This is a genomic window from Aliisedimentitalea scapharcae (assembly GCF_045277565.1).
GTDB classification, from domain to species: domain Bacteria; phylum Pseudomonadota; class Alphaproteobacteria; order Rhodobacterales; family Rhodobacteraceae; genus Aliisedimentitalea; species Aliisedimentitalea scapharcae.
Map to the genome: position 1 here is coordinate 29,014 of NZ_CP123585.1, position 25,958 is coordinate 54,971.

22 protein-coding genes and 1 pseudogene are annotated in these 25,958 nt (G+C 56.1%); 15 read left to right on the forward strand and 8 right to left on the reverse strand.

Annotated elements, in window-relative coordinates:
- Nucleotides 1–185 precede the first annotated feature (185 nt).
- Nucleotides 186–1,760, forward strand: coding sequence for an arylsulfatase (locus QEZ52_RS20815; protein WP_343211931.1), 1,575 nt, complete (start codon nucleotides 186–188; stop codon nucleotides 1,758–1,760).
- Nucleotides 1,761–2,189: 429 nt separating this feature from the next.
- Nucleotides 2,190–3,893, forward strand: coding sequence for an alkaline phosphatase family protein (locus QEZ52_RS20820; RefSeq protein ID WP_343211932.1), 1,704 nt, complete (start codon nucleotides 2,190–2,192; stop codon nucleotides 3,891–3,893).
- A 39-nt stretch (nucleotides 3,894–3,932) separates the two neighbouring features.
- Here the strand turns inward: QEZ52_RS20820 and QEZ52_RS20825 are convergent, their stop codons facing one another.
- Nucleotides 3,933–5,894 (reverse strand): multiheme c-type cytochrome, encoded by a 1,962-nt coding sequence (locus tag QEZ52_RS20825; protein WP_406651258.1) that lies wholly within the window; start codon nucleotides 5,892–5,894, stop codon nucleotides 3,933–3,935.
- Between the two features lie 432 nt (nucleotides 5,895–6,326).
- Here QEZ52_RS20825 and QEZ52_RS20830 point away from each other — a divergent pair, with 432 nt between their 5' ends.
- From QEZ52_RS20830 to QEZ52_RS20850, 5 genes are all read left to right on the forward strand, one after another.
- Nucleotides 6,327–8,183, forward strand: coding sequence for a Na/Pi symporter (locus QEZ52_RS20830; RefSeq protein WP_343211934.1), 1,857 nt, complete (start codon nucleotides 6,327–6,329; stop codon nucleotides 8,181–8,183).
- A gap of 44 nt (nucleotides 8,184–8,227) precedes the next feature.
- Nucleotides 8,228–8,482, forward strand: coding sequence for a hypothetical protein (locus tag QEZ52_RS20835; RefSeq protein ID WP_343211935.1), 255 nt, complete (start codon nucleotides 8,228–8,230; stop codon nucleotides 8,480–8,482).
- Nucleotides 8,483–8,603: 121 nt separating this feature from the next.
- Nucleotides 8,604–9,290 carry a TetR/AcrR family transcriptional regulator gene (locus tag QEZ52_RS20840; RefSeq protein ID WP_406651262.1) on the forward strand — a complete coding sequence of 229 codons (687 nt, stop codon included), beginning with the start codon at nucleotides 8,604–8,606 and terminating at the stop codon, nucleotides 9,288–9,290.
- The gene (locus QEZ52_RS20845) at nucleotides 9,287–10,591 is read left to right on the forward strand and encodes an AMP-binding protein (RefSeq protein WP_343211937.1); all 1,305 of its coding nucleotides are present in this window, start codon (nucleotides 9,287–9,289) and stop codon (nucleotides 10,589–10,591) included. Before QEZ52_RS20840 ends, QEZ52_RS20845 begins: the two co-directional genes overlap by 4 nt.
- The gene (locus tag QEZ52_RS20850; RefSeq protein WP_343211938.1) at nucleotides 10,588–11,349 is read left to right on the forward strand and encodes an enoyl-CoA hydratase/isomerase family protein; all 762 of its coding nucleotides are present in this window, start codon (nucleotides 10,588–10,590) and stop codon (nucleotides 11,347–11,349) included. The genes QEZ52_RS20845 and QEZ52_RS20850 overlap by 4 nt, the downstream gene beginning before the upstream one ends.
- Before the next feature lie 18 nt (nucleotides 11,350–11,367).
- Here the strand turns inward: QEZ52_RS20850 and QEZ52_RS20855 are convergent, their stop codons facing one another.
- The 7 genes from QEZ52_RS20855 to pcaQ form a co-directional block, all read right to left on the reverse strand.
- Nucleotides 11,368–12,297: a 3-hydroxyacyl-CoA dehydrogenase NAD-binding domain-containing protein gene (locus tag QEZ52_RS20855; RefSeq protein WP_343211939.1), complete on the reverse strand. Its 930-nt coding sequence runs from the start codon at nucleotides 12,295–12,297 to the stop codon at nucleotides 11,368–11,370.
- Nucleotides 12,297–13,046: an SDR family oxidoreductase gene (locus QEZ52_RS20860; protein ID WP_343211940.1), complete on the reverse strand. Its 750-nt coding sequence runs from the start codon at nucleotides 13,044–13,046 to the stop codon at nucleotides 12,297–12,299. The genes QEZ52_RS20855 and QEZ52_RS20860 overlap by 1 nt, the downstream gene beginning before the upstream one ends.
- Before the next feature lie 12 nt (nucleotides 13,047–13,058).
- Nucleotides 13,059–13,853: an SDR family oxidoreductase gene (locus tag QEZ52_RS20865; RefSeq protein WP_343211941.1), complete on the reverse strand. Its 795-nt coding sequence runs from the start codon at nucleotides 13,851–13,853 to the stop codon at nucleotides 13,059–13,061.
- Nucleotides 13,843–15,426 carry a choline-sulfatase gene (gene betC, locus QEZ52_RS20870; RefSeq protein WP_343211942.1) on the reverse strand — a complete coding sequence of 528 codons (1,584 nt, stop codon included), beginning with the start codon at nucleotides 15,424–15,426 and terminating at the stop codon, nucleotides 13,843–13,845. Before betC ends, QEZ52_RS20865 begins: the two co-directional genes overlap by 11 nt.
- A 102-nt stretch (nucleotides 15,427–15,528) precedes the next feature.
- Nucleotides 15,529–16,668, reverse strand: coding sequence for a ring-hydroxylating oxygenase subunit alpha (locus QEZ52_RS20875; protein WP_343211943.1), 1,140 nt, complete (start codon nucleotides 16,666–16,668; stop codon nucleotides 15,529–15,531).
- A 129-nt stretch (nucleotides 16,669–16,797) separates the two neighbouring features.
- On the reverse strand, nucleotides 16,798–17,823 hold the full coding sequence (locus tag QEZ52_RS20880; protein WP_343211944.1) for a GlxA family transcriptional regulator: 1,026 nt from the start codon (nucleotides 17,821–17,823) through the stop codon (nucleotides 16,798–16,800).
- A 45-nt stretch (nucleotides 17,824–17,868) separates the two neighbouring features.
- A complete protein-coding gene (gene pcaQ / locus QEZ52_RS20885) occupies nucleotides 17,869–18,789 on the reverse strand; it encodes a pca operon transcription factor PcaQ (protein ID WP_343211945.1) in 921 nt (306 codons plus the stop codon).
- A 99-nt stretch (nucleotides 18,790–18,888) separates the two neighbouring features.
- On the opposite strand from pcaQ, the gene pobA reads away from it, so the two are divergent.
- From pobA to QEZ52_RS20925, 8 genes and pseudogenes are all read left to right on the forward strand, one after another.
- Nucleotides 18,889–20,058, forward strand: coding sequence for a 4-hydroxybenzoate 3-monooxygenase (gene pobA, locus QEZ52_RS20890; RefSeq protein WP_343211946.1), 1,170 nt, complete (start codon nucleotides 18,889–18,891; stop codon nucleotides 20,056–20,058).
- 26 nt (nucleotides 20,059–20,084) lie between these two features.
- Nucleotides 20,085–20,462, forward strand: coding sequence for a 4-carboxymuconolactone decarboxylase (gene pcaC, locus QEZ52_RS20895; RefSeq protein WP_343211947.1), 378 nt, complete (start codon nucleotides 20,085–20,087; stop codon nucleotides 20,460–20,462).
- Between the two features lie 41 nt (nucleotides 20,463–20,503).
- Complete coding sequence (pcaH, locus tag QEZ52_RS20900; protein WP_343211948.1) at nucleotides 20,504–21,232, forward strand: protocatechuate 3,4-dioxygenase subunit beta; 729 nt, start codon at nucleotides 20,504–20,506, stop codon at nucleotides 21,230–21,232.
- A 63-nt stretch (nucleotides 21,233–21,295) separates the two neighbouring features.
- Nucleotides 21,296–21,916 (forward strand): protocatechuate 3,4-dioxygenase subunit alpha, encoded by a 621-nt coding sequence (gene pcaG / locus QEZ52_RS20905; RefSeq protein ID WP_343211949.1) that lies wholly within the window; start codon nucleotides 21,296–21,298, stop codon nucleotides 21,914–21,916.
- Between the two features lie 54 nt (nucleotides 21,917–21,970).
- Nucleotides 21,971–22,804 carry a 3-keto-5-aminohexanoate cleavage protein gene (locus tag QEZ52_RS20910; protein WP_343211950.1) on the forward strand — a complete coding sequence of 278 codons (834 nt, stop codon included), beginning with the start codon at nucleotides 21,971–21,973 and terminating at the stop codon, nucleotides 22,802–22,804.
- A 149-nt stretch (nucleotides 22,805–22,953) separates the two neighbouring features.
- Nucleotides 22,954–23,127: pseudogene (locus QEZ52_RS20915) on the forward strand (TRAP transporter large permease subunit); the annotation flags it as partial.
- A gap of 10 nt (nucleotides 23,128–23,137) precedes the next feature.
- Nucleotides 23,138–23,935, forward strand: coding sequence for an IclR family transcriptional regulator (locus QEZ52_RS20920; protein ID WP_343211951.1), 798 nt, complete (start codon nucleotides 23,138–23,140; stop codon nucleotides 23,933–23,935).
- Nucleotides 23,936–24,545: 610 nt separating this feature from the next.
- Nucleotides 24,546–25,946 (forward strand): Glu/Leu/Phe/Val dehydrogenase, encoded by a 1,401-nt coding sequence (locus tag QEZ52_RS20925; RefSeq protein WP_343211953.1) that lies wholly within the window; start codon nucleotides 24,546–24,548, stop codon nucleotides 25,944–25,946.
- Nucleotides 25,947–25,958 lie beyond the last annotated feature (12 nt).

Here is a 25,958-nt window from a genome sequence, read left to right on the forward strand (position 1 = left end):
ATTCCATCATTTCCGATCAGTACCCGAATTTTGAGGGATTGCGTCACCGCCACCATCTGCTAGCGTTACGCGCAATATCCGGGCCAATACCAATTCGATCAAATTTGCCCTTTCAGGGGTCCGCCCTATTATCCCTACCGGGGAAACTGCAACTAACGAAGAAATAAGTAGGAGGTCATTCATTTATGAAACTCAGCCCATTAAAATCTCTGGCCAGTGCGCTATCCGTATTTTCGGTTGTCGCAACGATGCCAGCGCTTGCTGCCGCGCAAGACAAACCAAATATTCTGGTCATCTGGGGCGATGATATCGGCCAATCCAACATCTCGGCCTACACGATGGGTCTGATGGGATACCGGACACCCAATATCGACCGGATCGCTTCGGAAGGCATGATCTTTACCGACTACTACGGGGAACAATCCTGTACGGCGGGTCGCTCGTCATACATCATGGGGCAATCCGTGTTCCGGACCGGCCTGTCAAAGGTGGGTCTGCCGGGTGCAGAGCTGGGTATGCGGGTCGAAGATCCAACCATCGCAGGATTGCTCAAGGCCGAAGGTTACGTGACCGGCCAGTTTGGCAAAAACCATCTGGGCGACCGGGACGAAATGCTGCCCTCCAATCATGGCTTTGATGAATTCTTTGGTAATCTTTATCACCTGAACGCCGAAGAAGAGCCCGAGAATGTCGATTATCCTGGCGATACGATTCTGGCCGATGGTCGGACCTTCCGCGAGGCATACGGCCCCCGTGGTGTTGTACGGTCCTCGGCAGATGGCAAGATCGAAGACACCGGTCCGCTGACCAAAAAGCGCATGGAAACCGTAGATGATGAAACCGTGGCTGCGGCCATCGATTTCATGGCACGGTCCGTCGAACAGGAAAAACCGTTTTACATCTGGTGGAATGGCACACGCATGCATTTCCGCACCCACGTCAAAGACGAGCTGCGCGGCATTTCCGGTCAGGATGAGTATTCTGACGGCATGGTCGAACATGATCGTCATGTCGGCATGCTGCTGGACAAGGTCGATGAACTGGGCATTGCCGACAATACCATCGTGCATTATTCGACTGACAACGGCCCCCATTACAACACGTGGCCCGATGCGGCATCGACCCCCTTCTTTGGTGAAAAGAACACCAATTGGGAAGGTGGATGGCGTGTGCCGTCGATGGTGCGCTGGCCTGGCAAGATCGACGCCGGAAGCGTGTCCAACGAGATCATGCACCACATGGACTGGCTGCCCACCTACCTGGCAGCAGCTGGCAACCCGGACATCAAAGACCAGCTGAAAGCTGGTGGTGTTCAGGCAATCGGGCGTGAATACAAGGTGCATCTGGACGGCTACAATTTCTTGCCCTTCCTGACTGGCGAAGCCGAAGAAGGACCTCGTCACGAAATCTTCTATTTTTCGGACGATGGCGACCTGACCGCGCTGCGCTATGACGACTGGAAAATGATCTTCCTGGAGCAGAAGGCCTATTCGACCCTGCGGGCTTGGATCGAACCTTGGACCGAACTGCGTATTCCGCTGATCTTTAACCTTCGTCGCGACCCTTATGAACGGTCGTACCGCACCTCGAACACCTATTATGATTGGCTGTTGGATCGTGCCTATCTGCTGGTGCCCGCGCAGAATTATGTCGGGCAATTCCTGGCCACTTTCCAGGAGTTCCCACCCCGGCAAAAAGCAGCTTCATTCTCTCTTGATCAGGTGATGGAGAAAATGACGACGAACCACGGCAGCAACTAATTGCCATTGGTGACGTCCTGAAATCGGCGGCGGCACACGGGTTATCGTGTGCCGCCGCATATCTCCTCGAACGACTTCCAGAACAGGAAAACCCTGTCACAACGCTGGAAAAATGAGGGCGACCAAACCCGGCGGCTATAGACGCGAACACAGTCTGTCAGTGCTCCGAACCTGATGACACGCATCCAGGACGCGGCTCATGTTTCCCGGACCCTTTTCGATCCTGGGGATTGGGCACCTCGTGATGAACAACCTCGCAAACCGTGCTATGCTGTTGGAAATCCTCACAATCGCCCCGTTGCCGAGTAATAGGTTTGGGTGTTTTCGCTTCGTGCTCGGGCTCAGAAACATGCCCTGATCTGAACCACAAACGCCCGACTAAATCTGGTGCGGTTAAGGCCCCGCTCCTCTCGCTACCAAAGAGTTGTCATGTCCAGTTTTTCAAAACTTTCTTTTGCATTTGGTGCCATTGCGCTTTCGACGTCAGTCCTGACGCCGGTTCACTCCCTAGCGGGCGACTTGCCCCGCCTGGTTTTGCAGATCACCGTGGATCAGCTTCGCGGCGATCTGATCAACAGATACGGGTCTCATTTCGGTGAAGACGGGTTCAACTATCTTCTGAACAATGGTGTCGTTTTCAAGAACGCGCATCACCGCCATGCCAATACTGAAACCATTGTCGGGCACACCACGCTGTCCACCGGGGCTGATCCTGCCATTCATGGGATGGTTGCAAATCTTTGGTTCGACCGAAAAACTGGTGAACAGTTCTATAATGTTCAGGACCCTGATTTCCCTCTGGTTGGGGCCGCTGGGATAGATGCACAGAACGAAATCGACCCGACGCAACGGGCCGCTACAACCGACGGGCGGTCGCCCCGTAATATCATCAGTTCGACCCTATCGGATGAGATTGCCCTGCATTTTGGCCCTGAATCCAAGATTTTTGGTGTCTCGGTCAAGGATCGCGGTGCCATCGCCATGGCCGGCCACGCAGGTCAGGCCTATTGGTTTTCCAAAGCCGAAGGCCGGTTTGTCACCAGCACCTTCTATCGCCAAGACTACCCAAGCTGGATTGCCGATTGGGAAGCCCGAGGATTGGTCGCATCTTATGCTGAACAACAATGGACCCTGTTGCGTGAACCCGCCACCTATGCCTTTAGTGGTCGTGATGACCAACCCTGGGAAACCGAAATGCCCGGCTTTGGTCGAACATTCCCGCACAATTGGGGTCCCGCCGACAACAAGTACTTCACAACGCTCCTGACGCTCAGCCCGGCCGGGGATGCAATCACAGTCGATTTTGCCAAAACACTGATGGATGCCGAAGAACTGGGTCGGGACACTATACCCGATTACCTGTCAGTGAGCCTGTCATCGACCGACTACGTGGGTCATTTCTTTGGCCCCTCGAGCCTGGAGGCCGAAGACAATTTGGCTCAACTGGATCGCCGTTTGGCGGATCTGTTTGCCCATGTTGATGCAACGGTCGGATTGGACAAAACCCTGATCGTGCTGTCCGCTGATCATGGCGCACCAGAGCACCCGGGTTATTTGGCAACTCTTGGGATACAAGCGGATGTTTTCAATTTTGATGATGTCGACACAAAACCCGGCTTTGTCAGATTACAGGAAGAATTTGGGGTATCGCGCGATCTGATCCAGAACTTTTCAAACCCCTATGTCTACCTCGATCAAAAGATGATCGCAGACCGGGGTCTGGATCCTATCGCGGTGGAAAAGGCCGTCGCAGAAGAATTGCAGAAACTGCCCGGAATTGCGTATTCAGTTGCCAGCTCTGATTTGCGAGACGGCACCTTTGCACAGGCAAAAATTACCGACGCCGTTTTGAACAATTTCCATTCCGAACGGTCGGGGGACATCTATGTGGTCTTTGAACCGCATTGGTTTGTCGCCGATCTTGACGGGTTGGTCGTTGCGTCGGCGCACGGGTCGCCATGGACATATGACACGCATGTACCGCTGATCTTTTCTGGCCCTGGGATCAAGGCAGGGAATGTGTCCCGCCGGGTCGAAACCGTAGACGTCGCCCCAACGGTGACAACATTTCTGGGAACCAAGATGCCGTCGGGGGCAACAGGCACCGCCCTGCCCGAAGCCATGCCAGAATAACGGATCTGGGCCGGTGCGTTTTCCCGGTATCGGCCCAGATCATCCACCCAGATCTGCGCGCATCAAATTCAACGGAACATCGTCCGGGTTTGCCTCCAGCGCGCTGTTCACCGTCTCCAATGCAGCCTGTCGGTTTCCCATAGCGCTGTGAATACGCACCATCATGGACCACGCCTGTGTCAGCTGTGGATCCATGTCAACCGCTTCGCCAAAGGCGCTCAGCGCGATTTCCATTCTGCGAGTCGTCAGACCAATACCCGCCAAAACCATCTGGGCTTCGGGGAAGTCGGCCTTGGACTTTAGCGAACTCTGCCAGTCTCCCATTGCCTTGCCCAGGTTTTCATTGATGCGGGGCGGCAGATAGGCGATGCGCATTCCCAGAAACCCACGGGCTGCTGCAATACGAACCGCCTTGACCGGGTCCTCCAGCAACCCGGCCAACCGCGCGGAACGCTCGACTTCTGGCGCACCCCGTTGCAGTGCGATCGCAGATACACGCACCAAGGGATCCGGGTCGGACAACATGGGGTCGGCGCGGGTCGCCAGGCCCGGGTCCGCAATGGGGAGCAACATATCCAATGCTGTTGCTCGAACAATCCCCGGCAATTGATCGTACTCTGCCAACATGATCAGCGACTCCCGCTGGCTGCGCAAATCGGTTCGTGCCGCTGCAAAGGTCTGGGAAAAATGCCGTTCTTCGCGACGCGAGCTATCGGGAAACCAATCGGCAATCTTACCTGCGGCCCAGCGGGCGGATTGGTCGTCGTGGCAATCGTTACAGGCATTGGGCGCGCGGGTTTCGAGGCTCAAATCCGGCCGTGGAACCCGAAACGAATGATCCCGCCGACCGTCAACCCCCATATAATTACGTTCGATCATGTGGCAGCTTTTGCATTCAGATCCCGCCGTATCCGCGAGATGAAACGTATGTGACGGGTGGTCGTATTCCTTGGCGGTCAGAGATGGGAAGTCCGGATTGCCTGCCGGAGAATGGCACTGGGTGCAAACCGCATTTCCTTCGGCTTTCAGCTGGGCCGTGTGCGGATCGTGGCAATTGCTGCATGTCACGCCATTTGCATACATCTTGGACTGCAAGAAAGATCCATAAACATAAACTTCGTCCAGGATCTGCCCATCTGCGTGGTACAATCCAGGTCGCAAAATACTGAGCCGATAAGCATCATGAAACGGGGTGCCGGGCAGTGGGTTGCCGCCCTCAAATGGCTCACGCCGCGAATGGCACGAGGCGCATTGCTGGATCTGGACCTCGGTATCGGTGAGCCTACTCAGCGGTTGCGTCGTCCCGGCCAGATAGCGGCGCACAGCGGACTGCCCGTCGTCCGTCAGGTTCAGATTGACCAAAAGCCCGATGCCATTCACACCGCTCCATTTGCCTTTGGCCAGGCTTGTTCCGGCCTCGGCCCATTCGACATGGGCCTGGGCTGGGCCATGACAGGCTTCGCAACCAACACCGGTTTCGACCTGTGTGCTTTGATACAGGTCCCGTTTGGGATCATAGTTCTTTTCGAACCCAGTTGCATGGCATTCGGCGCAGCGCGCGTTCCAATTCTTATAAGGGCCGCTCCAATGCAACCCGTCCTCGGGGACCAATTCCTGATCCGGATATAGATGGTACCAGCGTTCCTGTTCCACATCCCATACGACATCAAACGACTGCATCCGTCCGGGTTCGGTTTCGACGATATATTGTTGCAGGGGCGCGATCCCGCCAACACCCACCACCGGAAACTGACGTTTGCCCCCCGGGATATCGTCGGTCTCAATTATATATTGCCCGTCTTTGCGCCGAAATCGGGTCGTCATGCCCTGATGCGAAAAACTGCGTCCGTCAAATGCGCCGACAACTGTTTTTTCTGACGGTTCCGTCCAGGCCTGCGCATGATGGGATTTCTGCCAATCCTGCATCGCCTGATCATGGCAGTTGCCGCAGGATTGCGATCCCACATAATTGGGGCGGTCAAATTGTTCCGCATGCGCCATTTCGATCCAAGCGAAGAAAAGACCGGCAGACAGAACCGCCCACCTTGAAATTGAGACCAAACATTCAAGGACCGAACTGGTCTTTCCATTTTGTTGCATTGTAAATCCATTTCAGGCTGATCATAGCCCAACTCATTGACAGGAAATATTTTTATCGCGATGTTACCCAGTGTGACACCTGCAGTACAGCACAAAAAACGCGCCATTCACCTGGCTTCTGTACATCCGCAAGCCTTTGACTGACAGTGAATTCAAAACCGGCAGATCGTTGATACAAATCAGAGCCAGTTCCCGGCGCTCTCCAGTATTCTGGATCAACATGCAGTCGTGGCGATAGCGGACCATTCGGCTTTGGCGGTTTACTATCGCTTTTGCTAGGCTCATCCCTGCGCTGGACGCCAGCGATCAACATAGAAACAGAGGCCATATAGGATGCTCAAAAAGCTATTATTTCCGGTCATTCTGTCGCTTTTGATTCTTGGGCTTTATGTCAGCCCGGATTTTCAGGAAATATCAGCCGGAGTGGCGATCTTTCTGTTTGGCATGTTGATGCTCGAAGACGGCTTTAAACTATTCAGCGGTGGATTTCTGGAAATTGCGTTGGAAAAGGCGACCGGATCGATCCCCAGATCATTGGGGTTCGGGATCATCACCACCACCATCATGCAATCCAGTTCGCTGGTGTCGGTCATCACCATTTCCTTTTTGTCGGCCGGGTTGATTTCCCTCCTGGCCGGTGTCGGGATCATCTTTGGTGCAAATATCGGCACGACAACGGGCGCGTGGTTGGTGGCGGGGTTTGGGCTCAAGGTCAAGATTTCGGCCTATGCACTGCCAATGCTGGCGATAGCGATCGTCATGGTGTTCCAAAAGAACAAATACTGGCGTGGTGCTGGCTTTGTGTTGGCCGGGCTGGGGTTTCTGTTCCTGGGAATCCACCACATGAAGGAAGGGTTCGAGGCCTTCAAGGATCAGTTTGATCTGACCCGCTTTGCCATGACGGGTTTCACAGGGCTGGTGGTCTATACGATGATCGGGGCGACTGCGACCGTGGTCATGCAGTCCAGTCATGCCACCATGGTGCTGATTATTACTGCATTGGCCGCCGGTCAGATTTCCTATGAAAACGCGCTGGCCTTGGCGATCGGAGCCAATATCGGCACCACGATTACCGCCATTATCGGATCCTTCACCGCAAATTTTCAGGGCAAACGCCTGGCTCTGGCGCATCTGATTTTTAATCTGGTCACGGCGGGCGTCGCCCTGGTCTTTATTGGACCAATCCGAGACGCAGTGGACATCATCAGCTTGAATGTCGGCATTGCAGACACCGATTTCGCGCTGAAGCTCGCCGTCTTTCACACGATCTTCAATGTTCTTGGGGTTGCGTTGATGTTGCCGCTGATGCGCCGAATGATTGCCATGCTGGAACGGGTGGTCGTTGAGCCGACCGAAGACCTGAGCGAAGCCAGATACCTGTCCGCAGTCGTCGACGAATTCCCCCAGACCGTCAAGGTGGCCATGCGCAAGGAGGTCATGCACTTGTATGACAACGCGGTCGAACTGATCACGCATGGGCTCAATCTGCACCGCCATGACATTTTTGACAGCTCGGACATCGCAGCCACGGTCAGAGCCTGTAGGACTCCGGTCGAATTCGACATTGATCAGCGATACGAAGCAAGGATCAAAACGCTTTATGCCGCCATTGTCGAATTCGCAACGCGCGTCGGGCCCAAGGATCTGCCCGAGGAGGTCATGGAAGACATTTATACCATGCGCGACGCGGCCGGACGCATTGTGCGTGCCGTGAAATCGGTCAAACATCTGCGCCGCAACGCGACCCACTATACCGAACAGACACAGGGGGTGATCACCGATCTATACGATCAGCTCAGGACCGAACTGGCGCGCATATTGGTTGAAATCAGAAAACTGGATCAGGCAGACCCCGAAGACAGATCAACACTATGGCTGGACCAGGAACGTATCCAGGTGGAAAAGGATGCCAAGGGCACCAACGCCACCGTCGAAACACTGATCCGGGACAATGCCATAGACGCCTTTATGGCAACTTCATTTTTGAATGATTCCGGGTATGCCTATGGTGCCATGCGCGATCTGCTGGGTGCCGCCCAGGCCATGTACAATGAACCTTCTGATGCGTTGGCCGAAGTCGAACGCATTCTGTCACTGGAGGACGACGAGGTTTCCGCCTACGCCGACACGGGATTTCCGGCGCATTCGGAACCGAACCACAAGGAACCAGCTTCTGCATCACAAAACTGACACACCAAGCTGCTATAATTGAGCGTCAGAGGAGCGCATCCGTCATGGGACTTGAAGACACAATTCAGAAGCTCGACAAATATCTGAAGCGCCTGAAGAAGGGGAAAACGAAAAAGATCAAACCTGCGCATCTGGAAAAGATCAAACGCAAGCTGACAACCAAACAGGACATGCTGAAAACCGAATTGGCGGAAACCACCAAACCGTCCAAGCGAGAAAGGTTGGAGGGCAAGTTGCAGATCGTTCAGGAACAATTGGGCCGGGCGCACTGGCTGAGCCAGCAACTGTCAGAACCCTGATATTTCTGTGGCATTGCAGGGATTTTGACAAAACATTCGCCCGCAGTTTCCCCTGTGCACAAATTCCTTGCCAAAATTTCAAAAAATATGATTATGACGTCATATTTATGATGAGTCGCCCATGCCTCACGAATCCACATCGTCCCCGACCAGTACCACAGCTGCCTTGGGGTTCTGCTTTGCAGACGACCTTTCCCGATCGGCCATGACCCTCAGAAAGGGAGAACGCACCCGATCCGCCATTCAGGTCGCGGTCTGCAAACAACTCGAGACAGTGTCGCTGGCCGATCTGACGATTGCCAATATCTGTGACGCAGCCCAAATCTCACATGGGACGTTCTATATCTATTTTCCGAACCGCAATGCGTTGGTCGCGGATGTACTGTTCCGTTTTTCTGCCTTTGTGCAGGCCCGGATGCGCAACGCCTCGCGCGAGGATCCTGATGATCGACCCGCACGGGCGGCAACATATGCCTATTTTCAGCTGTTTGAAGCCAACCTGGGATTGATGCGCTGTCTGATGCGGCATTTGGACAACTTTCCCGAGGCACAGGCCGAATTTTGGAACCTGAACCGCGAGTGGTTGGAAACCGTCGCAACTTCGACCGCGAACAAACTGCGCAAGACAGGCCTGGACATCAAACACGACGAACTGATGCGACGCGCCTATGCATTGGGAGGAATGACAGATCAATATCTGGCCGGGCTGCTATTGGACAAGGACCCGAACATGCAGCCGTTTTCCCGGGATCGGCAGGCATTGATCGACACTCTGACCTTGCTATGGGAACGGGGATTACAATCATGACACTGCTACGGAACGCACATACCCTGCCAGCAAGCACCCTGTCCGACAACGCCCGGATCAGTTGGAGGCAACAATGTTCCCATGTCGCAAAAAGCTCGGAATTTTATCGTCGCCTCTGGGACGGGAAACAGCCACCCTGCGACCTGAATGATCTGCCCGATCTGCCCCTGTCAGACAAATCGCATCTGCGGGTATCGCAGGCGGATCACCCGCCCTTTGGTAACTACCTGGCTGCGCCCCAAGCCCGAGCCGTGCGGCTGCATCGCACATCTGGCACCACGGGTCAGGCCATGAACCTGGCCCTGTCCGAACGTGATTGCGAAATCACCGAAACAGTCGGCGGACGGGCCCAACGCCTGGCCGGACTGACCCCGGACGACACTGTCGCTCATTGTTTGAATTACCAGATGTGGATGGGAGGGCTGACCGATCACATGACCCTGCAAAAGACCGGCGCATTGGTCATCCCGTTTGGCGTCGGCAGCACCGAATTGCTGATCCGCACCATTCAAGAAGTTGGAGTGACGGCATTGTCCTGCACCCCGTCTTATCCCGCCGTATTGGAACGGGTGATCGCCGACAGGTTTCCGGACCTGTCACCCAAGGATCTGGGACTAAGGTTGGGTCTGTTCGGGGGTGAGGCGGGTTTGGATGATCCGGCCTGGCGGACGCGAATGACACAGACCTGGGGGCTAGAGCCTCGCAACGCCAACTATGGTGTCTCTGACGTGTTTTCCAATTTTGCCGCCCAATGCGAATACGACACACGCCTGCATTTCGTGGCTGCTGATGTTCTGTATCCGGAACTGATTGACCCAGAAACAACACAGCCCCGGCCCATAGCGCCCGGGGTTACGGGCGAATTGGTTCTGACCCATCTTGAACGTGAATGTCAGCCCCTGGTCCGGTTTCGAACCGGTGACATCATCGCTGTTGATGCCACCGATCCCTGCCAATGTGGGTGTACCGGATTCCGGTTCCGGGTTGTCGGGCGGTCCGACGACATGATTGTTGTGCGGGGGTTGAACATGTTTCCCACCATGGTGGCCGCGGTCATCAACGGATTTTCCGACCTCAATGGCGATTACCGGATTATTCTGGACCAACCGCCACCCTTTGACGTGCTGCCGGTTCATGTGGAATTGGCGGACAACGTCACCCCGTCTGTGGCGCTGGCCCAGGCCATCGAAAACAGATTCAAACAGGTGCTGGGCGTCACTGCCCGATTGACCCTGTTGTCCCCAGGCACCTTTGGCGTCACCGAAGGCAAGACCAGCAGAGTCATCAGGAGTTTTTCATGAGCGATCCCATCTTTGAAACCGTCCTTAGCACATTGGCGGAAACCGGTGTCAGAACGATCACCCTGAACCGCCCCGCCAGCCTCAATGCGATGAACCGGTGCCTGATCGATGACGTGGCCCGTGCTTTTGATCACGCCAATGGCGACCCCGCGACACGTGCCATCATCTTTACCGGCGCGGGCAAAGCATTCTGCGCCGGTGATGATCGACGCGAACATGTGCATCCGGCGTCCGAACAGGAAGCCCGCGACCTGGTACAGGCGATCCAACGCGCGACCCACGCCATTACCTTTGGTGCCAAACCCGTTGTCGGTGCCATCAACGGTTGGGCCGTGGGGGGCGGGTTTGAATGGGCAATCAACTGTGACTTTCCGATCTGGGGTAAAAGCGCCAAAGGTTTCTTTCCCGAAGTCTCACTGAATCTCTTTGTCACCGGAGCAGTCACGTCATTGCTGCCTGCGCTGGTCGGAGTGCACAAGGCCCGAGAGATGCTGTTCTTTGGTGATAAGTATTCGTCCGAGGACCTATTGGCCGCAGGTGTCGCATGGAAGGTGGTCGAAGATGACGTGCTGATGCAAACCGCCCATCAAACTGCTGAACGGCTGGCAAACTTGCCCATTCTCTCGGTGCGCGCAATGAAGCGTGTTTTGAATGCCTCGGCCAGTACCGATTTGAACCGCGCATTGGCACTGGAAACAGAAGCCACCATTGCCGGTTTCATGGACCCGACCACAACCGAATTGCTTTCAGCCTTTTGAACCGCGGCACAGGCGGACCTACCGAAGGCCCGCTGTGGCCTTTTGCATCGCTGTTATCAATGCATCCCGTTTGGCCGAAAGCTCGGATGGCGTATGCCCTTGTGCCGCCTCCCCAACCCCCTGAATCAGAGCCTGGGCCACAGTGTCGTCCAGGTGCACCTGCCCCAGATCGTCCCACCACCCGTTGAAGGTATCGGTAAAATGGTCGCAAAACGCCTGTAATCCACCTTCGCCTGCGCCCAGATTGAACAGCATCGTTGGCCCCATCGCGGCCCATCGCAATCCCGGCCCGGCCCAGACCGCCTTGTCCACATCTTCGACGCTGGCCACACCCTCCATCACCAGGCTAATCGCTTCGCGCCAGATTGCTGCCTGCAAACGATTTGCAACATGTCCGGGAACTTCCTTGTTTACCCGGATCGTCACCTTGCCGATGCTTTCATAAAACCGCTCTGCAGCCTCGACCGTTCCGGGGGCAGTTCTGTCATTTCCCATCACCTCGACCAGAGGAATCAGATGGGGCGGGTTGAACGGATGCCCCAAAACCAATCGTGCAGGGTCGCGCCACCCCCCCTGCATCTGGCTCAGCGTCAATCCGGAAGCCGAACTGGCCACAACCGTCTCTGGGGTCAGGACCGGTTCGATCTCGGCAAACAGGGCATGTTTGATCTCGACCCGTTCCGGGACACTCTCCTGAATAAAGCTCGCTCCCTCCACCGCTGCGGGGGCCGAAGTGTGAAAGCTGACGGCGTCAGGCGTGCCCTGTTCCGTCAATCCCAGTTCAGCCATTGTCGGCCAGGCCATTTCCACATAGTCACGCACCCGTTTTTCGGCACCGGGTGCCGGGTCAAAAACGGCCACCGATCGACCCGAAGCCAGAAACAGCGCGGTCCAGCTGGCCCCGATTACGCCTCCGCCGAGGCTGGCGGTATGTGCAAATTCTGACATTAGAACAATCCTGGATTAAGAGGCGATGCGGCGGTCATGCCACCATCAACGGTCAGACATTCACCCGACACATAGGCCGACTGATCCGAGGCCAGCCACGCCACCATATTGGCGATATCTTCAGGTCGACCAAATCGGCCCACTGGATGACGCGCCAATGCATCAATCTTGGCCCTTTTGGGATCTTTCGCCAATGCAAAAGCATCATCGGCCATTTCGGTCATGATCCATCCCGGGCGAATGGCATTGCAGCGAACCTTTGGACCATGGTCCACCGCAATCGAGCGGGTCAAGCCATGCACAAATGCCTTGGACGCATTGTACAATGCCATCGACGGATCCGCGACAACGCCAGAAATAGACCCGATATTGATAATATTTCCACCATGTTCAGCCATATCCGACAGGGCAACCCGACACATGTTGAACACCCCCTTGCAGTTGACGTTCATCACCAGATCCCAATCGTCATCATCGCTGTCAGCCAGGGTCTTTTCGACTTGTACGCCCGCATTGTTGACCAGCAACGCCACCCGGCCAAAGGTGGCATTGGCGGTTTCGATCAAAAGCGCAGCATCACCTGTCAAAGACACATCCGCCTGCACCCAAATCACTGCCTCTTGCAGTTCGGCGGGCCGTGGTCCGCGCCCACAGGTGACAACGTTGTATCCATCCGCTACCAAACGGTCGACAATGGCCCTCCCGATCCCCCGGCTGCCGCCAGTTACGATGGCTGTCTGTTTTCCCATGTCCCGTTCCCCTCAGAGTTTCATCTGCTGGACCTGGGCCGATAGCCCCCCGTCCAGAACCCAAAGCTGCCCACTGGCATAACGCGCTTCGTCCGACGCCAGCCAATTCACCAGATTGGCGATATCTTCGGGTGTGCCATAGGTGCGCATCGGATGGACGTCGCGGACCGCCTTTTGCAAGGTTTCAATATTGCCCCCCTCCCCACCGGATCCGTCACCGGCAAAGAAACTCTGAAGCATCGGCGTGTCGATATACCCAGGGCAAATCGCATTGACCCGGATACCTTCGGGGCCGTGGTCGCAGGCCATTGCACGAGTCAGCGCATGAACCGCGCCCTTGGTCGCGCAATACGCCGCAAGACCCGGATCCGCGATGAACCCATCATAGCTGCCGAAATTGATCAGGCTGGCACTGTTGCCAGATTTGGCTGCCTCACGCATCAGCGGCAATGCATATTTCGAGGTCAGGAACGTACCTGTGCAATTCACTGCAAAGGATTGGTTCCACTCTTCCAACGACGTGTCTTCGATGGTCTTTTCGATTTCGATCCCTGCGGCATTGACCAGGATGTCCAGCTTTCCGCATTCTTTCCGAACTCGCTCCATTGTGGCCTGGACAACAGCTTCGTCTGCGACATTCATTTGTACAAAGCGGCTGCCCTCCTCATCATGTTCCGCCAAAGACCCTTGCGGGCTGAGATCTGCCGCATAAACCGTGGCCCCTTCGCGCAGGAAACGGGCCACAATGGCCCGACCAATACCGCCGCGTCCGCCTGTAACCAGTGCGATTTTTCCTTCAAGTTTCATGTTTTTGGCCTTCATTTTGATGCACTGTTGTTGTGTCGTTTGAGCGCGTATTCAAAGGGGGGAACCGATAGCGGTTTGCCGCCACAGTCCAATCCATGTGATTTCGGACATATTGCTGGCTGGCATCGCTGGGCGGGTTATAGTCCCAGGCCTCGCCAGCCCCGGCTTCCATCGCCGCGTGCAACGCGCGGCGGGACTTCTGAGTGGCCATGATATCACGCCGTAATGCATCACCGTTCCAGCGGTCCTTGACCTCGGCTGAAAACACTTCCGCCTGGGTGGCATACGCAGCGTCGGCCACCACATTGACCTTTTCCAGAGGGTCATTTGCAAGATCATACAGCTGTGGCGGGTCAGTATCGCAATGGATATACTTTAGCGTCCCACGCCGGATCATGAACACCGGGGCGGGAGTCATTTCGGCACAATACTCACCTATGGCTTCGTCACACGGATCCACCTCACCCCGTGCCAGCGGCATCAGGCTGCGCCCATCCACCGGCTCACCCAAGATCGCATCATTGCCCCCGGCGATTTCGATGACTGTTGGTAGAATATCGACAAGCGAACACGCATTGAGCGCCGTCCCCTGCACCACATTCGGTCCGGCCATGATCAGGGGAATTCGCGCCGAATGTTCAAAGAAGTTCATCTTGTACCACATTCCGCGCTCGCCCAACATGTCACCGTGATCAGCAGTGACCATGACAATGGTATTGTCCAGCTCCCCGATATCTTCGAGCGTTTTGACAATTTCGCCAACTTTGCTGTCGAAGTAACTGACATTGGCCAGGTAGGCCCGGCGTGCACGGCGCACTTCTTCGTCTGTTAACGCAACCGTGCTGGCCTCGATCCCGTCCATCACACGACGCGAAAACGGATCCTGCGCTTTGGCAGACAGTACGAATTCAGGCAATTCGATGTCGTCGTCCGAATAGAGATCCCAGAACTCGGGTTTGGCCACATAGGGGTCATGCGGGTGAATAAAACTGGCCACCAAAGCAAACGGGGCGCTCTGTCCCTGTGCTCGATCCCGCCCCCTATCAATCAGCCACCGCCGCGCGGCAAAGCCGACTTCGTCGTCATAATCGGTTTGAAACGTAGCGACCGCCACACCACTTTCCTTGACGGTTTGCATGTTGTGGTACCATTTGTCGATGCGTTCGTCGGGGGCCTCCCAATCTGGCGTCCAGGCAAAATCAGCCGGGTAAATATCGGTGGTCACCCGATCCTGAAAGCCGTGCTTCTGGTCCGGGCCGACAAAATGCATTTTGCCCGACAGGCACGTGTGATAGCCCAACGCCCCAAGATAGTGAGCAAAAGTGGGCACCGATGCGGGTAACTCGCTTGCGTTGTCATAGGCGGCAATGCGGCTGATCAACTGTCCTGACATGAGAGCAAAACGGGACGGCGCACACAGCGGACTGTTGCAATAGGCCGCGTCAAAGCGCATTCCACGCGCAGCCAATGCATCAATATGCGGGGTTTTGGCGACCTTGTGCCCATAGGCACCGCAATAGTGCGGTGCCAGTTGGTCTGCCATTATGATAACGATATTGGCCGGCTGTGCCATTTTTTTCTCCCTGTTGAACCAATGTGATGAGGTCACCACCCTGCGGCGGTGGCTCGTACAACATCGGCTTTGTCCGCGGCGAACCAGGCGGACAGGGGGACATCATCCAGCGGCCCGTTTATAGGCATCTAGAACCAGACCGTGGAAATGATGCACCGCATGTTCCGACATACCGGACCCGCCAGGATCGTTGACAATTCGGCCTCTGTCGAACGCAGGCGTGTTCATGCCCTTTTGCACGCTTTCAACGATGTTGATGTCTTCGACCTGCAAAACCTCATCCAGATACCGGATCGAATCCAGCTCGGCCTCGTTCGGAGTTGTGTCCTCGAGAAAGAAATCATATGTCTCCAGCGTCCGGTCGGGGCCTGCCGGAATGATATTCAGGATAATCATCGAAGACCGCCCAGGATATCGCATGATGCACGTATTCGGCCAAAGCCACCAAACGGCGTGTGTTTTCACTGTGGCATTGGAAACGTCATAGGCGCTGTTGGGCGTATTGCCCGCATCTGCCATGTGACTGGAATAAATCCCATGGGTTGTCACCTTGTAGGTGTCCATATCGACCAGGTCGCAGAAATCCTTGTGCGCTGTGGGGCAGTGATAACATTCCAGAAAGTTATCAACGACATTCTTCCAGTTGGATTTGATGTCATAGGTCAATCGATGCGCAAATGTCAGGCCATCAATGTCTGGTGCCCAATGGCGAATTTCAGTTTCAAGATCACCTGACATGTCCGAAAGGGACCCAGCATTCTGATCGAGGTTCACATAAACAAACCCACAGAATTCCTCGACCTTGACCTCATCCAGGCAGATCTCACCGGCGTCGAACCCCTCCAGGTTTTCGGTATGGGGCGCACGCACCAATTGGCCGTCCAGTTTGTAAACCCAGGCATGATACGGGCACATGATCCGGGTTGTTTCCCCTTCGCCAGACAAGAGTTCGTGGGCCCGGTGTTTGCAGACGTTGTAAAACGCTCTCAATGTCCCATCACGTCCACGAACCACGGCAATCGGCTGGCCGGCAATTTCGATGGTGGTGTAGCTACCAGGGACGCGAACCTTTTCGACGTGGCACACCCATTGCCATGTTTTGGCGATGATTTCACGCAGGTCCACCTGATACCAAGCCGGATCGGTATAGGCCTGTGCACGCAAAGAAAATGATCGAGACGCATTTTCATCATAGCCGCGGGAAATCTCTGCGAATTGCTGGGTGCTGGGCAGCTCCGTCATAACAAGCCTCCTCCGAAATTGGTTGATGAGCAGGCCGGGCGATCCGGCTTATGTATCAGAATTGGGCTTTTCCTGTTCAATTTCTGTGCGCAGTTCGCCACGTTTTGTACAAAATTGGCCAGCTTTCGGCTAATCTGTCTTTCGATGCATCGGCCAGGCCCGAAATTCAAATGGAACCCGCCCTTCGACTCGATCAGAGCGCGGGGCCAGCCCAAACCGCTGACGATAGGCGCGGCTGAAATGTACCTGGCTGGAAAACCCCGACGCGACCGCCACTTCGGCAAGCGGAATTTCGGTTTGGGTCACCAGCCCACGTGCGCGATCAAGCCGGATGTCCCTGTAATACAGCATTGGCGTTTTTTTGACGTAGGTGGTGAATTGCCGATTCAGCTGGCGCTGTGAAATCCCGACGGCGGCACAGATTTCCGGAATGCTAAGTGGGGCTTCCAGGTTCTGTTCCATGACTGCAATGGCACGTTTCACAACGCCAGGTGCCAGCTGTCCTATCGGTTCGGCCAACCCCGGATTCTGTAACGCTCCGACCGGGCGGACAGTCTGGTGAAACAGGTAACGTGCTGCCGCATTGGCCAGCTCGTCGCCATGGGTGCCCCGTATGATGTGCAGGGCAAAATCCACCACAGCCCCCCCGCCGCAGCAGGTGATCCTGTTGCCGTCGAACACAAACAGTTCTTCGCTGGTTCCCACATCGGGAAACAGTTCAATCATCGCATCGATATGTTCGTAATGCACCGTCGCACGACGGTGTTTCAGCAATCCCGCCTCGGCCAGGATAAAGGCTCCGGTGTCAATCGCCCCGATGGTGCTGCCCTGGCGAGCCCATCGCCAAAGCGCCGCATTCAACGGAGCTGATTTATGCGTCTCTGGTGCCCAGCTGCTTGACACGATGACAATATCGTAGCGCGTCTCCTGTACGATGGACAGCGCCACGGTATCCATGCTCATACCGTTGCTGGCCAGACATACGCCCCCGGTTGGCGAGACGAGCTGCCATTGAAAATGGGACCGACCGTCCAAATAATTGGCGGCTCGGAACGGGTCCAGGAATCCAACGGTTGCAGCCATGTTAAAGCTGGGCGTCACGAGAACCAGAATCTTGACGGTTTTGTCAGTTCGATTGTCAGTCGCGTTTTGCATCTGGCTATTTTGGCAAACTGGACGGCGAATGAAAGCTATATCGCATTACTGTGTCAGCCCCAGCCGCTGCAAGACCGAATTGACCGCCAGCCCGAACACCCGCGCCTGTGGGGCCGGTGTTTCATCCGGGCGTTGCATCAACCCGACGGGACCTCGTGTGATCCCTGTATCAAAGGGCAGCGCCACCAGATGCCCGTCCGAAATCTCGTTGGCAACGACCCCCGCAGAAATAATCCAGATCGCATCCGACCGGCGGGTAAAGACGCGCCCGAACGCACCCGATACGGTTTCCAACCGATTGTCGATGCCCCCGACCCCATGCGCGATCAAAAATCGGTCCACCAGCGGACGAATGGCTGATCCTTCGGACGGATAGATCACCTGCCAGTCGCCAATGCGTTGAATGTCGGGGGCCTGCAACAATGGGTGTCCTGCCCGCACCACGAATTCGACACGCTCTTCGTATAACTGGGTAAAGGAAACGCCCTGCATGGTGTCAGGTCGCCCCAATCGCCCGATGACCAGATCCAGATCCCCGACCCGCAATCGCTCCATCAGATACCCATGCGGCCCATCCATGATCCGCAGGCTGGATCCCGGTGCCAGATCAGCAAATTCGGCGGCGACATCCGGCATCAACCGGGCCGCAACAGAGGGCAAGGCCCCCACAGACAACCGTGTCTTGCCTTGCGCACCCACCTGCTCGACACCGCTCAACCCCTGCTGCAAGGCCGCCAATGACATTTCGGCAAAATGCAGGAACACTTCACCCTGTCGGGTCAGCGTCACCCCTGATCGGTTGCGGGTCAGCAGGGTGGACCCCATGATCTCCTCCAGTTCTTTTAGGGTCTTGGAAATTGCGGGCTGTGTCAGGAACAGTTTTTCCGCAGCCAGCTTAAAGCTATGCTCACGGCAAATTTCGATAAAACACTGTATATGTCGAAATTTGATCCGGCGATCTATCATTTACTTTCCATTTTTAGAAACTAAAATCTACACAACCTCATTTTACTTTGTGTTTTCCAACATTCAATATGATCTCATATGTTTCCAAAGGGGGTCACCATGCGTACTCAAGTTGTCATTATTGGTGGAGGGCCATCGGGCCTGTTGCTGAGCCAACTGCTGCATCGCAAGGGCATCGATACCGTTGTTCTGGAACGCAAGACCCGTGACTATGTTCTGGGTCGAATTCGTGCCGGTGTGTTGGAAACCGGGTTCGTCAATCTGATGCGAGAGGCAGGGGTCGCTGAACGGATGGATGCCGAAAGCATTGTCCATGACGGCACCGTAATCGCCTATGGCGAAGACCAATTTCGCATTGATTTCCAGCAGAGTACCGGAGAAAGCGTGGTGGTCTACGGGCAGACCGAATTGACCCGCGACCTGTATGATGCACGCGAAGCCGCCGATGGGAAAATCGTCTTTAACGTGGAAAACGTCACCATCCATGACGCCGAGTCAGAGACACCCCATGTGACCTACCAGTGCGATGGTCAGGAACATCGTTTGGATTGTGATTTTGTCGCCGGCTGTGACGGCTTTCACGGGGTCAGCCGCCAAACCATCCCGCTGAGCGTGCGCCGCGAATACGAAAAACTGTACCCTTTTGGGTGGCTGGGTCTTCTGTCGGACACCCCGCCCGTGCACCCCGAGCTGATCTATTCGAATTCGGAACGTGGTTTTGCGCTATGTTCGCAACGCAGCTGGACCCGCAGCCGCTATTACATCCAGTGTTCGCTGTCAGACAGCCCCGATGATTGGACTGATCAGATGTTTTGGGACGAATTGCGCCGCCGTCTGCCCCAAAAGGCGGCCGATGAGCTGGTCACCGGCCCGTCAATCGAAAAATCCATCGCTCCCTTGCGCAGCTTTGTCACCGAACCGATGCGTTGGGGCCGCCTGTTTCTGTGTGGCGACGCCGCCCATATCGTTCCACCCACCGGTGCCAAGGGGCTGAACACCGCCGCATCTGACATTCATTATCTTTATCACGGGCTGCTGCAATTCTATCAGGAAAAGGACAGCGAAGGGATCGGCCGCTATTCGGAAAGGGCTTTGGCCCGGATCTGGAAAGCCGAACGCTTCTCTTGGACCACCACCATGCTGCTGCACCGGTTTCCTGAAATGAACCAATTCGATTTGCGGATGCAACAGGCCGATATCGACTTTCTCCGTGAAAACAAGGACGCACAAAAGGTGTTTGCCACCAATTATGTTGGCCTGCCGTTTTGAACCCGCGTTATGTGAAGGAGCAATTGATGACTGATCGTTTTGAAACAGGAATGAAAGTCCGCAGGCACATCCTGGGCGAGGCCCATGTGAACCGGGCCGAAGCTGGCAAGTCGGATTTCGACGAACCGTTCCAAACCATGATTACCGAAACCGCCTGGGGTAATGTCTGGGCCAGCGACGGGATCAGCGATCGGGATCGTTCGATGTTGACCCTGGCGCTGTTGGCCGCCTTGGGGAATTTTGACGAAATCCCAATGCATATCCGCGCCACCGCACGCACCGGAGCCAGCAAGCAGGATGTTTTGGAGGCCTTTCAGCATGTTGCCATTTACGCGGGTGTACCGCGCGCCAACCACGCATTGAAACTGGCCAAGCAAGCTTATGCAGAGATGGAACAGGACTGACTGAGCGTGCAAGCCGCCAGTCCAAGGAGGAGATCCCAAAGATGCAAAAACCCGGAGAGTTCTACCAGCGGGACCGTGAATGGCACGCCCCTGCCCTGACCCGTGATTACAAAACCAGCGTCGCCCGGTCACCGCAATATGCCCTGATATCGCTTCAGAATTCAGCCAGCGAAATCACCGGGCCGGTCTTTGGTCACACTGACATCGACCCAATCGACAATGACCTGATCAGCAATTACGCCCAACCGGACCAAAGCCCGATTGGCGAACGCATCCTCGTTCACGGTCGGGTTCTGGACGAAAATGCCCGCCCCGTCCCCAATACGTTGGTCGAAATTTGGCAGGCCAACGCTGGTGGACGCTATCGGCACAAGAAGGACACTTATCTGGCACCGATTGATCCCAACTTTGGCGGCTGCGGGCGAACCATGACGGATGAGGACGGGTATTATTATTTCCGAACCGTCAAACCCGGTGCCTATCCTTGGCGAAACTGGGTCAACAATTGGCGTCCGGCGCATATTCACCTGTCAATTTTTGGAACCGGGTTTGCCCAGAGGCTGATCACCCAACTCTATTTTGAAGGTGATCCCCTGATCCACAAATGCCCGATCGTCAACACGATCCCGGATCCGGATGCCATTGAACAATTGATTGCACGTCTGGACCTGAACGCCACCATCCCGTTGGACACGATTGCTTATAAATTCGACATCATATTGCGCGGCCGCCGCTCGACCCTGTTTGAAAACCGCCTCGAAGGAAACTGAGGCACAATCAGGAAAAGTGGGGACCGGTTTTCCGGTTCGCAAAGGCGTCAATAGGAGAACACAATGCCACAATCGCTCAATTATCTCAAAGAAACCCCGTCGCAGACCGCGGGCCCCTACGTCCACATCGGGCTCGCGCCCGGGGCGGCCGGGTTCGACATATACAAACAGGAATTGGGCTGGGACATTGCCGGCCCCAACGCCACAGGTGAACGTATTCGCGTCGAAGGTCTGGTGATTGATGGCACCGGTTCTCCGATCAAGGACGTGTTGCTGGAAGCATGGCAAGCCAATGCAGACGGTATCTATGCCCACCCCGAACATCCGGGAGACGTCGAAGATGGGTTTCGCGGTTGGGGTCGGGTCATCACCGACTTTGACACGGGTGAATGGGGCTTTGACACAGTCAAACCAGGCTGTGTTCCTGGCCGGTCAGGCACCATGATGGCACCTCATATCAACCTGTGGATTGTTGCACGCGGTATTAATGTCGGGCTTAACACACGGCTTTATTTTGAGGACGAAGCCGAAGCCAACGCCGCGGATCCTGTGATCAATCTAATCGAGTGGGAACGGCGGCGTGCGACGTTGATCGCAAAACGGAGTGAACGCAACGATCAGGTGGTGTATCGTTTCGACATTCAGTTGCAAGGTCAGGACGAGACCGTCTTCTTTGATATTTGAACTCCATTGATCGCTCGGTGTTCCCGAACGATCACACCGCACAAGGGCTGAACCATGACCAAACCCTGTATCATCTGCGTCGCGATCACCGGGTCCGTGCCAACCAAGGCTGACAACCCCGCGGTTCCGACCACTGTTGCCGAACAGATCGAAAGCACCCATGCAGCCTTTGAGGCGGGGGCAAGTATAGCCCATTGCCATGTGCGCAATGATGATGAAACACCGTCTTCGGACCCGGAGCGCTTTGCCCGGCTCAAGGAAGGCATCGAAAAACACTGCCCCGGCATGATAATTCAATTGTCCACCGGTGGGCGATCTGGTGCTGGCAAAACCCGCGGCGGAATGTTGCCGCTAGCCCCGGACATGGCTTCGCTTTCAGTGGGGTCCAACAACTTTCCCACGCGTGTCTATGAGAACCCACCGGATCTGGTTGACTGGCTGGCCGGGGAAATGCGCAGCTATCAGGTAACGCCAGAGATCGAAGCCTTTGATCTCTCTCACATTCTCCAGGCGATCCGCCTGCATGGTGAACACCGGTTGTTCGGAAATCTCTATGTGCAATTTGTCATGGGTGTGAAAAATGCCATGCCTGCAGACAAACAGGTGTTCGATTTTTATGTCAAAACAATGCAGGACCGCGCACCAGATGCCGAATGGTGTGCCGCAGGGATTGGACCAAATCAGCTTCTTGTGAACGAATGGGCCATTGCCGCAGGGGGTCATACCCGCACGGGGCTGGAGGACAATATCCGGCTTGACCGGAACACTCTGGCCCCCTCCAATGCGGCGCTTGTGGCACGGGCAGCCGCCTTGTGCGAAAAACATGACCGTCCCGTGGCAACCTGGCAACAGGCGCGCGCTATTCTGGGGCTGCGGCAGCCCGGATGATACATGTTCCGCAGGCGGGACCTGGCCTGATGATCCCTGGGACTGTGCAAAGGGTGGTGTCGACCGCGCATCCACCCCGCTAACTCGACACAATCCGATGTTCTCAAGGCGAGGTCGGCACGGCGACTTTCGCATTGCACCATTTGTGTGGCTTCATCACGCCGCCCTATGGTCTCAACCTCTATGTCGCATCGGGTGTGACGGGCGTTCCCTACTTCCGTCTGCTGCGCTATACAGTGCCCTACCTTGCAGCCTTGATCGGCGTTTGGGTGCTGGTATCGCTGGTGCCGGAGCTCGCGTTGATCCTGTTGCCCAACAGATGAACGTGATGCGATGCCCGACCCGACCCTGGACAATGCGAGCCCGGAAAAAGAGGCGCAGATTCCCACCAATCTGCGTCTTCTTCTGCTCCTCGAAGAGGTCGCCCGCCTGGGCACCGCCGTCAAACCCGGTCAGCTGATCGGCACCATGGGATTGCCCAAGCCGACCATCCACCGGCTGCTGCAAACCGCCGAGGCCGAAGGGTTCCTGCAACGCGACCTGGACGGGCGGTCCTATGGGCCGGGGCCACGGCTGCGGGCGCTCGCGGTACATACGATGTCCTCCGAACATCTGCGCACCGCACGGCTCGCCATTCTCAAGGCCGTCGCCGAAGAAATCGGCGAAACCTGCAATCTGGCCACGCCCGACCGCGAAGGCATGACCTATCTGGACCGGGTCGAAACCAAATGGCCCCTGCGCATCCAATTGCCCATCGGCACCCAGGTGCCGTTTCATTGTACCGCCAGCGGCAAGATGTACCTGTCCACCCTGCGCCCGGCCACGCTGCGCGGCGTGCTGTCGGCCCGGCCACTGGAACGTCAGACCGGTCGCACCATCACCGACCCCGACGCGCTGATCGACGAACTCGCACGGACCCGCGCCCAAGGTTATTCTACCGACGATGAAGAATTCATGAACGGCATGGCGGCAATCGCGGTGCCGATCCTGGACGGTCAGAACCGATTGCTGGCCACCCTGTCGGCCCACGCCCCCGTCCAGCGCCGCACCCTGGATGACATCAAGGCCTTCCTCAGCCCGCTCAAAACCGCAGCCCACAAAATGGCCAAATTGCACACCGACCCGACGTGAAACATGCATTCGGAGCGCGTAAGCGCGACCCGGTTCAGAGTACATTGGGTTTCGTTGAATATTACTATTCGAATTCCAGCGGTGGTATCCAACATCAGACCAACCCTTGCACGACCTTCCCGCTGCCTGGTCCTGGTTCCGATTTCCCGCACAAGGCCCCAGCTACATCCGCTGCTGTTCTTGAGCATGGCGAAACCGGCTGGCGTCTGGTCTTGCAGACCATTTCCCGCCGCAACACCTGAACACATCGCCCCGCTGATTGACCCCTGGGATTGGTAAGGGTCAGATCAAAACCCTAACCAGAGCCGACCGCCCAGAGATCAAATCATGGATCAATATTGCGACGCCCACGCCCCGCAGTCTGATCGTTGGCTGATTGCCGGCTGTCCGTTTGTACAAAATGGTGACGTTGATACAGATGTAGCCATATCCGACCTCTGTGGTCCCCAGCCAATACGGCTGCAACCCGACGGAGATTGCCAGTTCTGGGATGTTTGCCATGCGCTGTGCATGGCCCATGCAATAACTGCATTGGACTTCCGGCCCGGTTTGCCGTTTCCGTCGCGACATGGCCTCGCGATAGGAGGCAGGGGAAACATCGGACAAGACCATGAGCCAACAAGACTTTCTGACCAGCGTTCAGCACTTCATCGAAACCGCTTCCGAACATCTCGAATTGCCAGAAGGTCTGGCAGAACGGATCGCGCAATGTAATTCGACGTATTCGGTACGTTTCGGCGTCAAGCTGCGCGGGCGTATTCACAGTTTTCAGGGCTGGCGGTCGGTCCACAGTGAGCATATCGAACCGGTCAAGGGCGGGATCCGTTATGCACCTGACTCCGACCAGGACGAGGTCGAAGCATTGGCCTCGCTTATGAGCCTGAAATGTGCGCTGGTGAACGTCCCCTTTGGCGGATCCAAAGGCGCGCTGGCAATTGATCCCAACGCATGGACCGAAGATGAGCTGGAAAAAATCACCCGCCGCTTTACCCAGGAGCTGGCCCGGCGCGATCTGATCCATCCGGGTCGCAATGTCCCTGCCCCGGATATGGGAACAGGCGAACGGGAAATGGCGTGGATGGCAGATGAATACCGTCGCATCGGATCGTCTGACGCCATGAACCAGAACGCCTGTGTTACGGGCAAACCTGTGGCCCGAGGTGGGATCGCCGGCCGGGTCGAAGCTACGGGACGGGGGCTGCAATTTGCCCTGCGCGCCTATCTGGCCCACCCCGACACCGCCCCAATATCGGGCCAGAAAACCGCCGAGGGGCTGACGGTTGTTGTGCAGGGTTTTGGGAACGTGGGATATCACGCGGCCAAATTCCTGGAACAGGATGGCTGTCGGATCGTCGGGATTGTCGAACATGACAAGGCGATCTTTGATCCCGAAGGTCTGGATGTCGAAGCGGTTGCCGCCTATCGCGCTGAAACCGGTTCGGTGTCGGATTTCCCCGGTGCGCAAACCGTGCCCAGCGAGGCCGGGTTGACCCATATGGCCGCCGATATCCTGATCCCAGCCGCCAAGGAGAACGCCATCACCCTGGAGAATTGCGAGGATGTGAATTATGCGCTGATCGTCGAAGCTGCGAATGGCCCGATCACGGCAGACGCCGAAGAGTGCCTGAACCGGCGCGGCATCGTTGTTTTGCCGGATCTTTACGTCAACGCCGGCGGGGTTGTGGTCAGCTACTTTGAATGGGTCAAGAACATTACCCATTTGCCCTTTGGATTGATGGATCGTCGCCAGAACATTCGCGCAGGCACGGCCGTTGTATCGGCGCTGGAAGAGATCGCGGGCCGCCCGCTACAAGAGCCGCAACGCACCCAGATATCGCGCGATGCCCGGGAAATTGATGTGGTGCGTTCGGGTCTGGAAGAGATCATGGTTCAAGCGTTCGACGATATCATGGAACGCAAGACAACCTTGCCGGATGTCACTTTACGAACAGCGGCTTACGTGGTTACCATCGCCCGCATCGCAGATTACTATCGGGCGATCGGTTTGTAAGGACACGATATC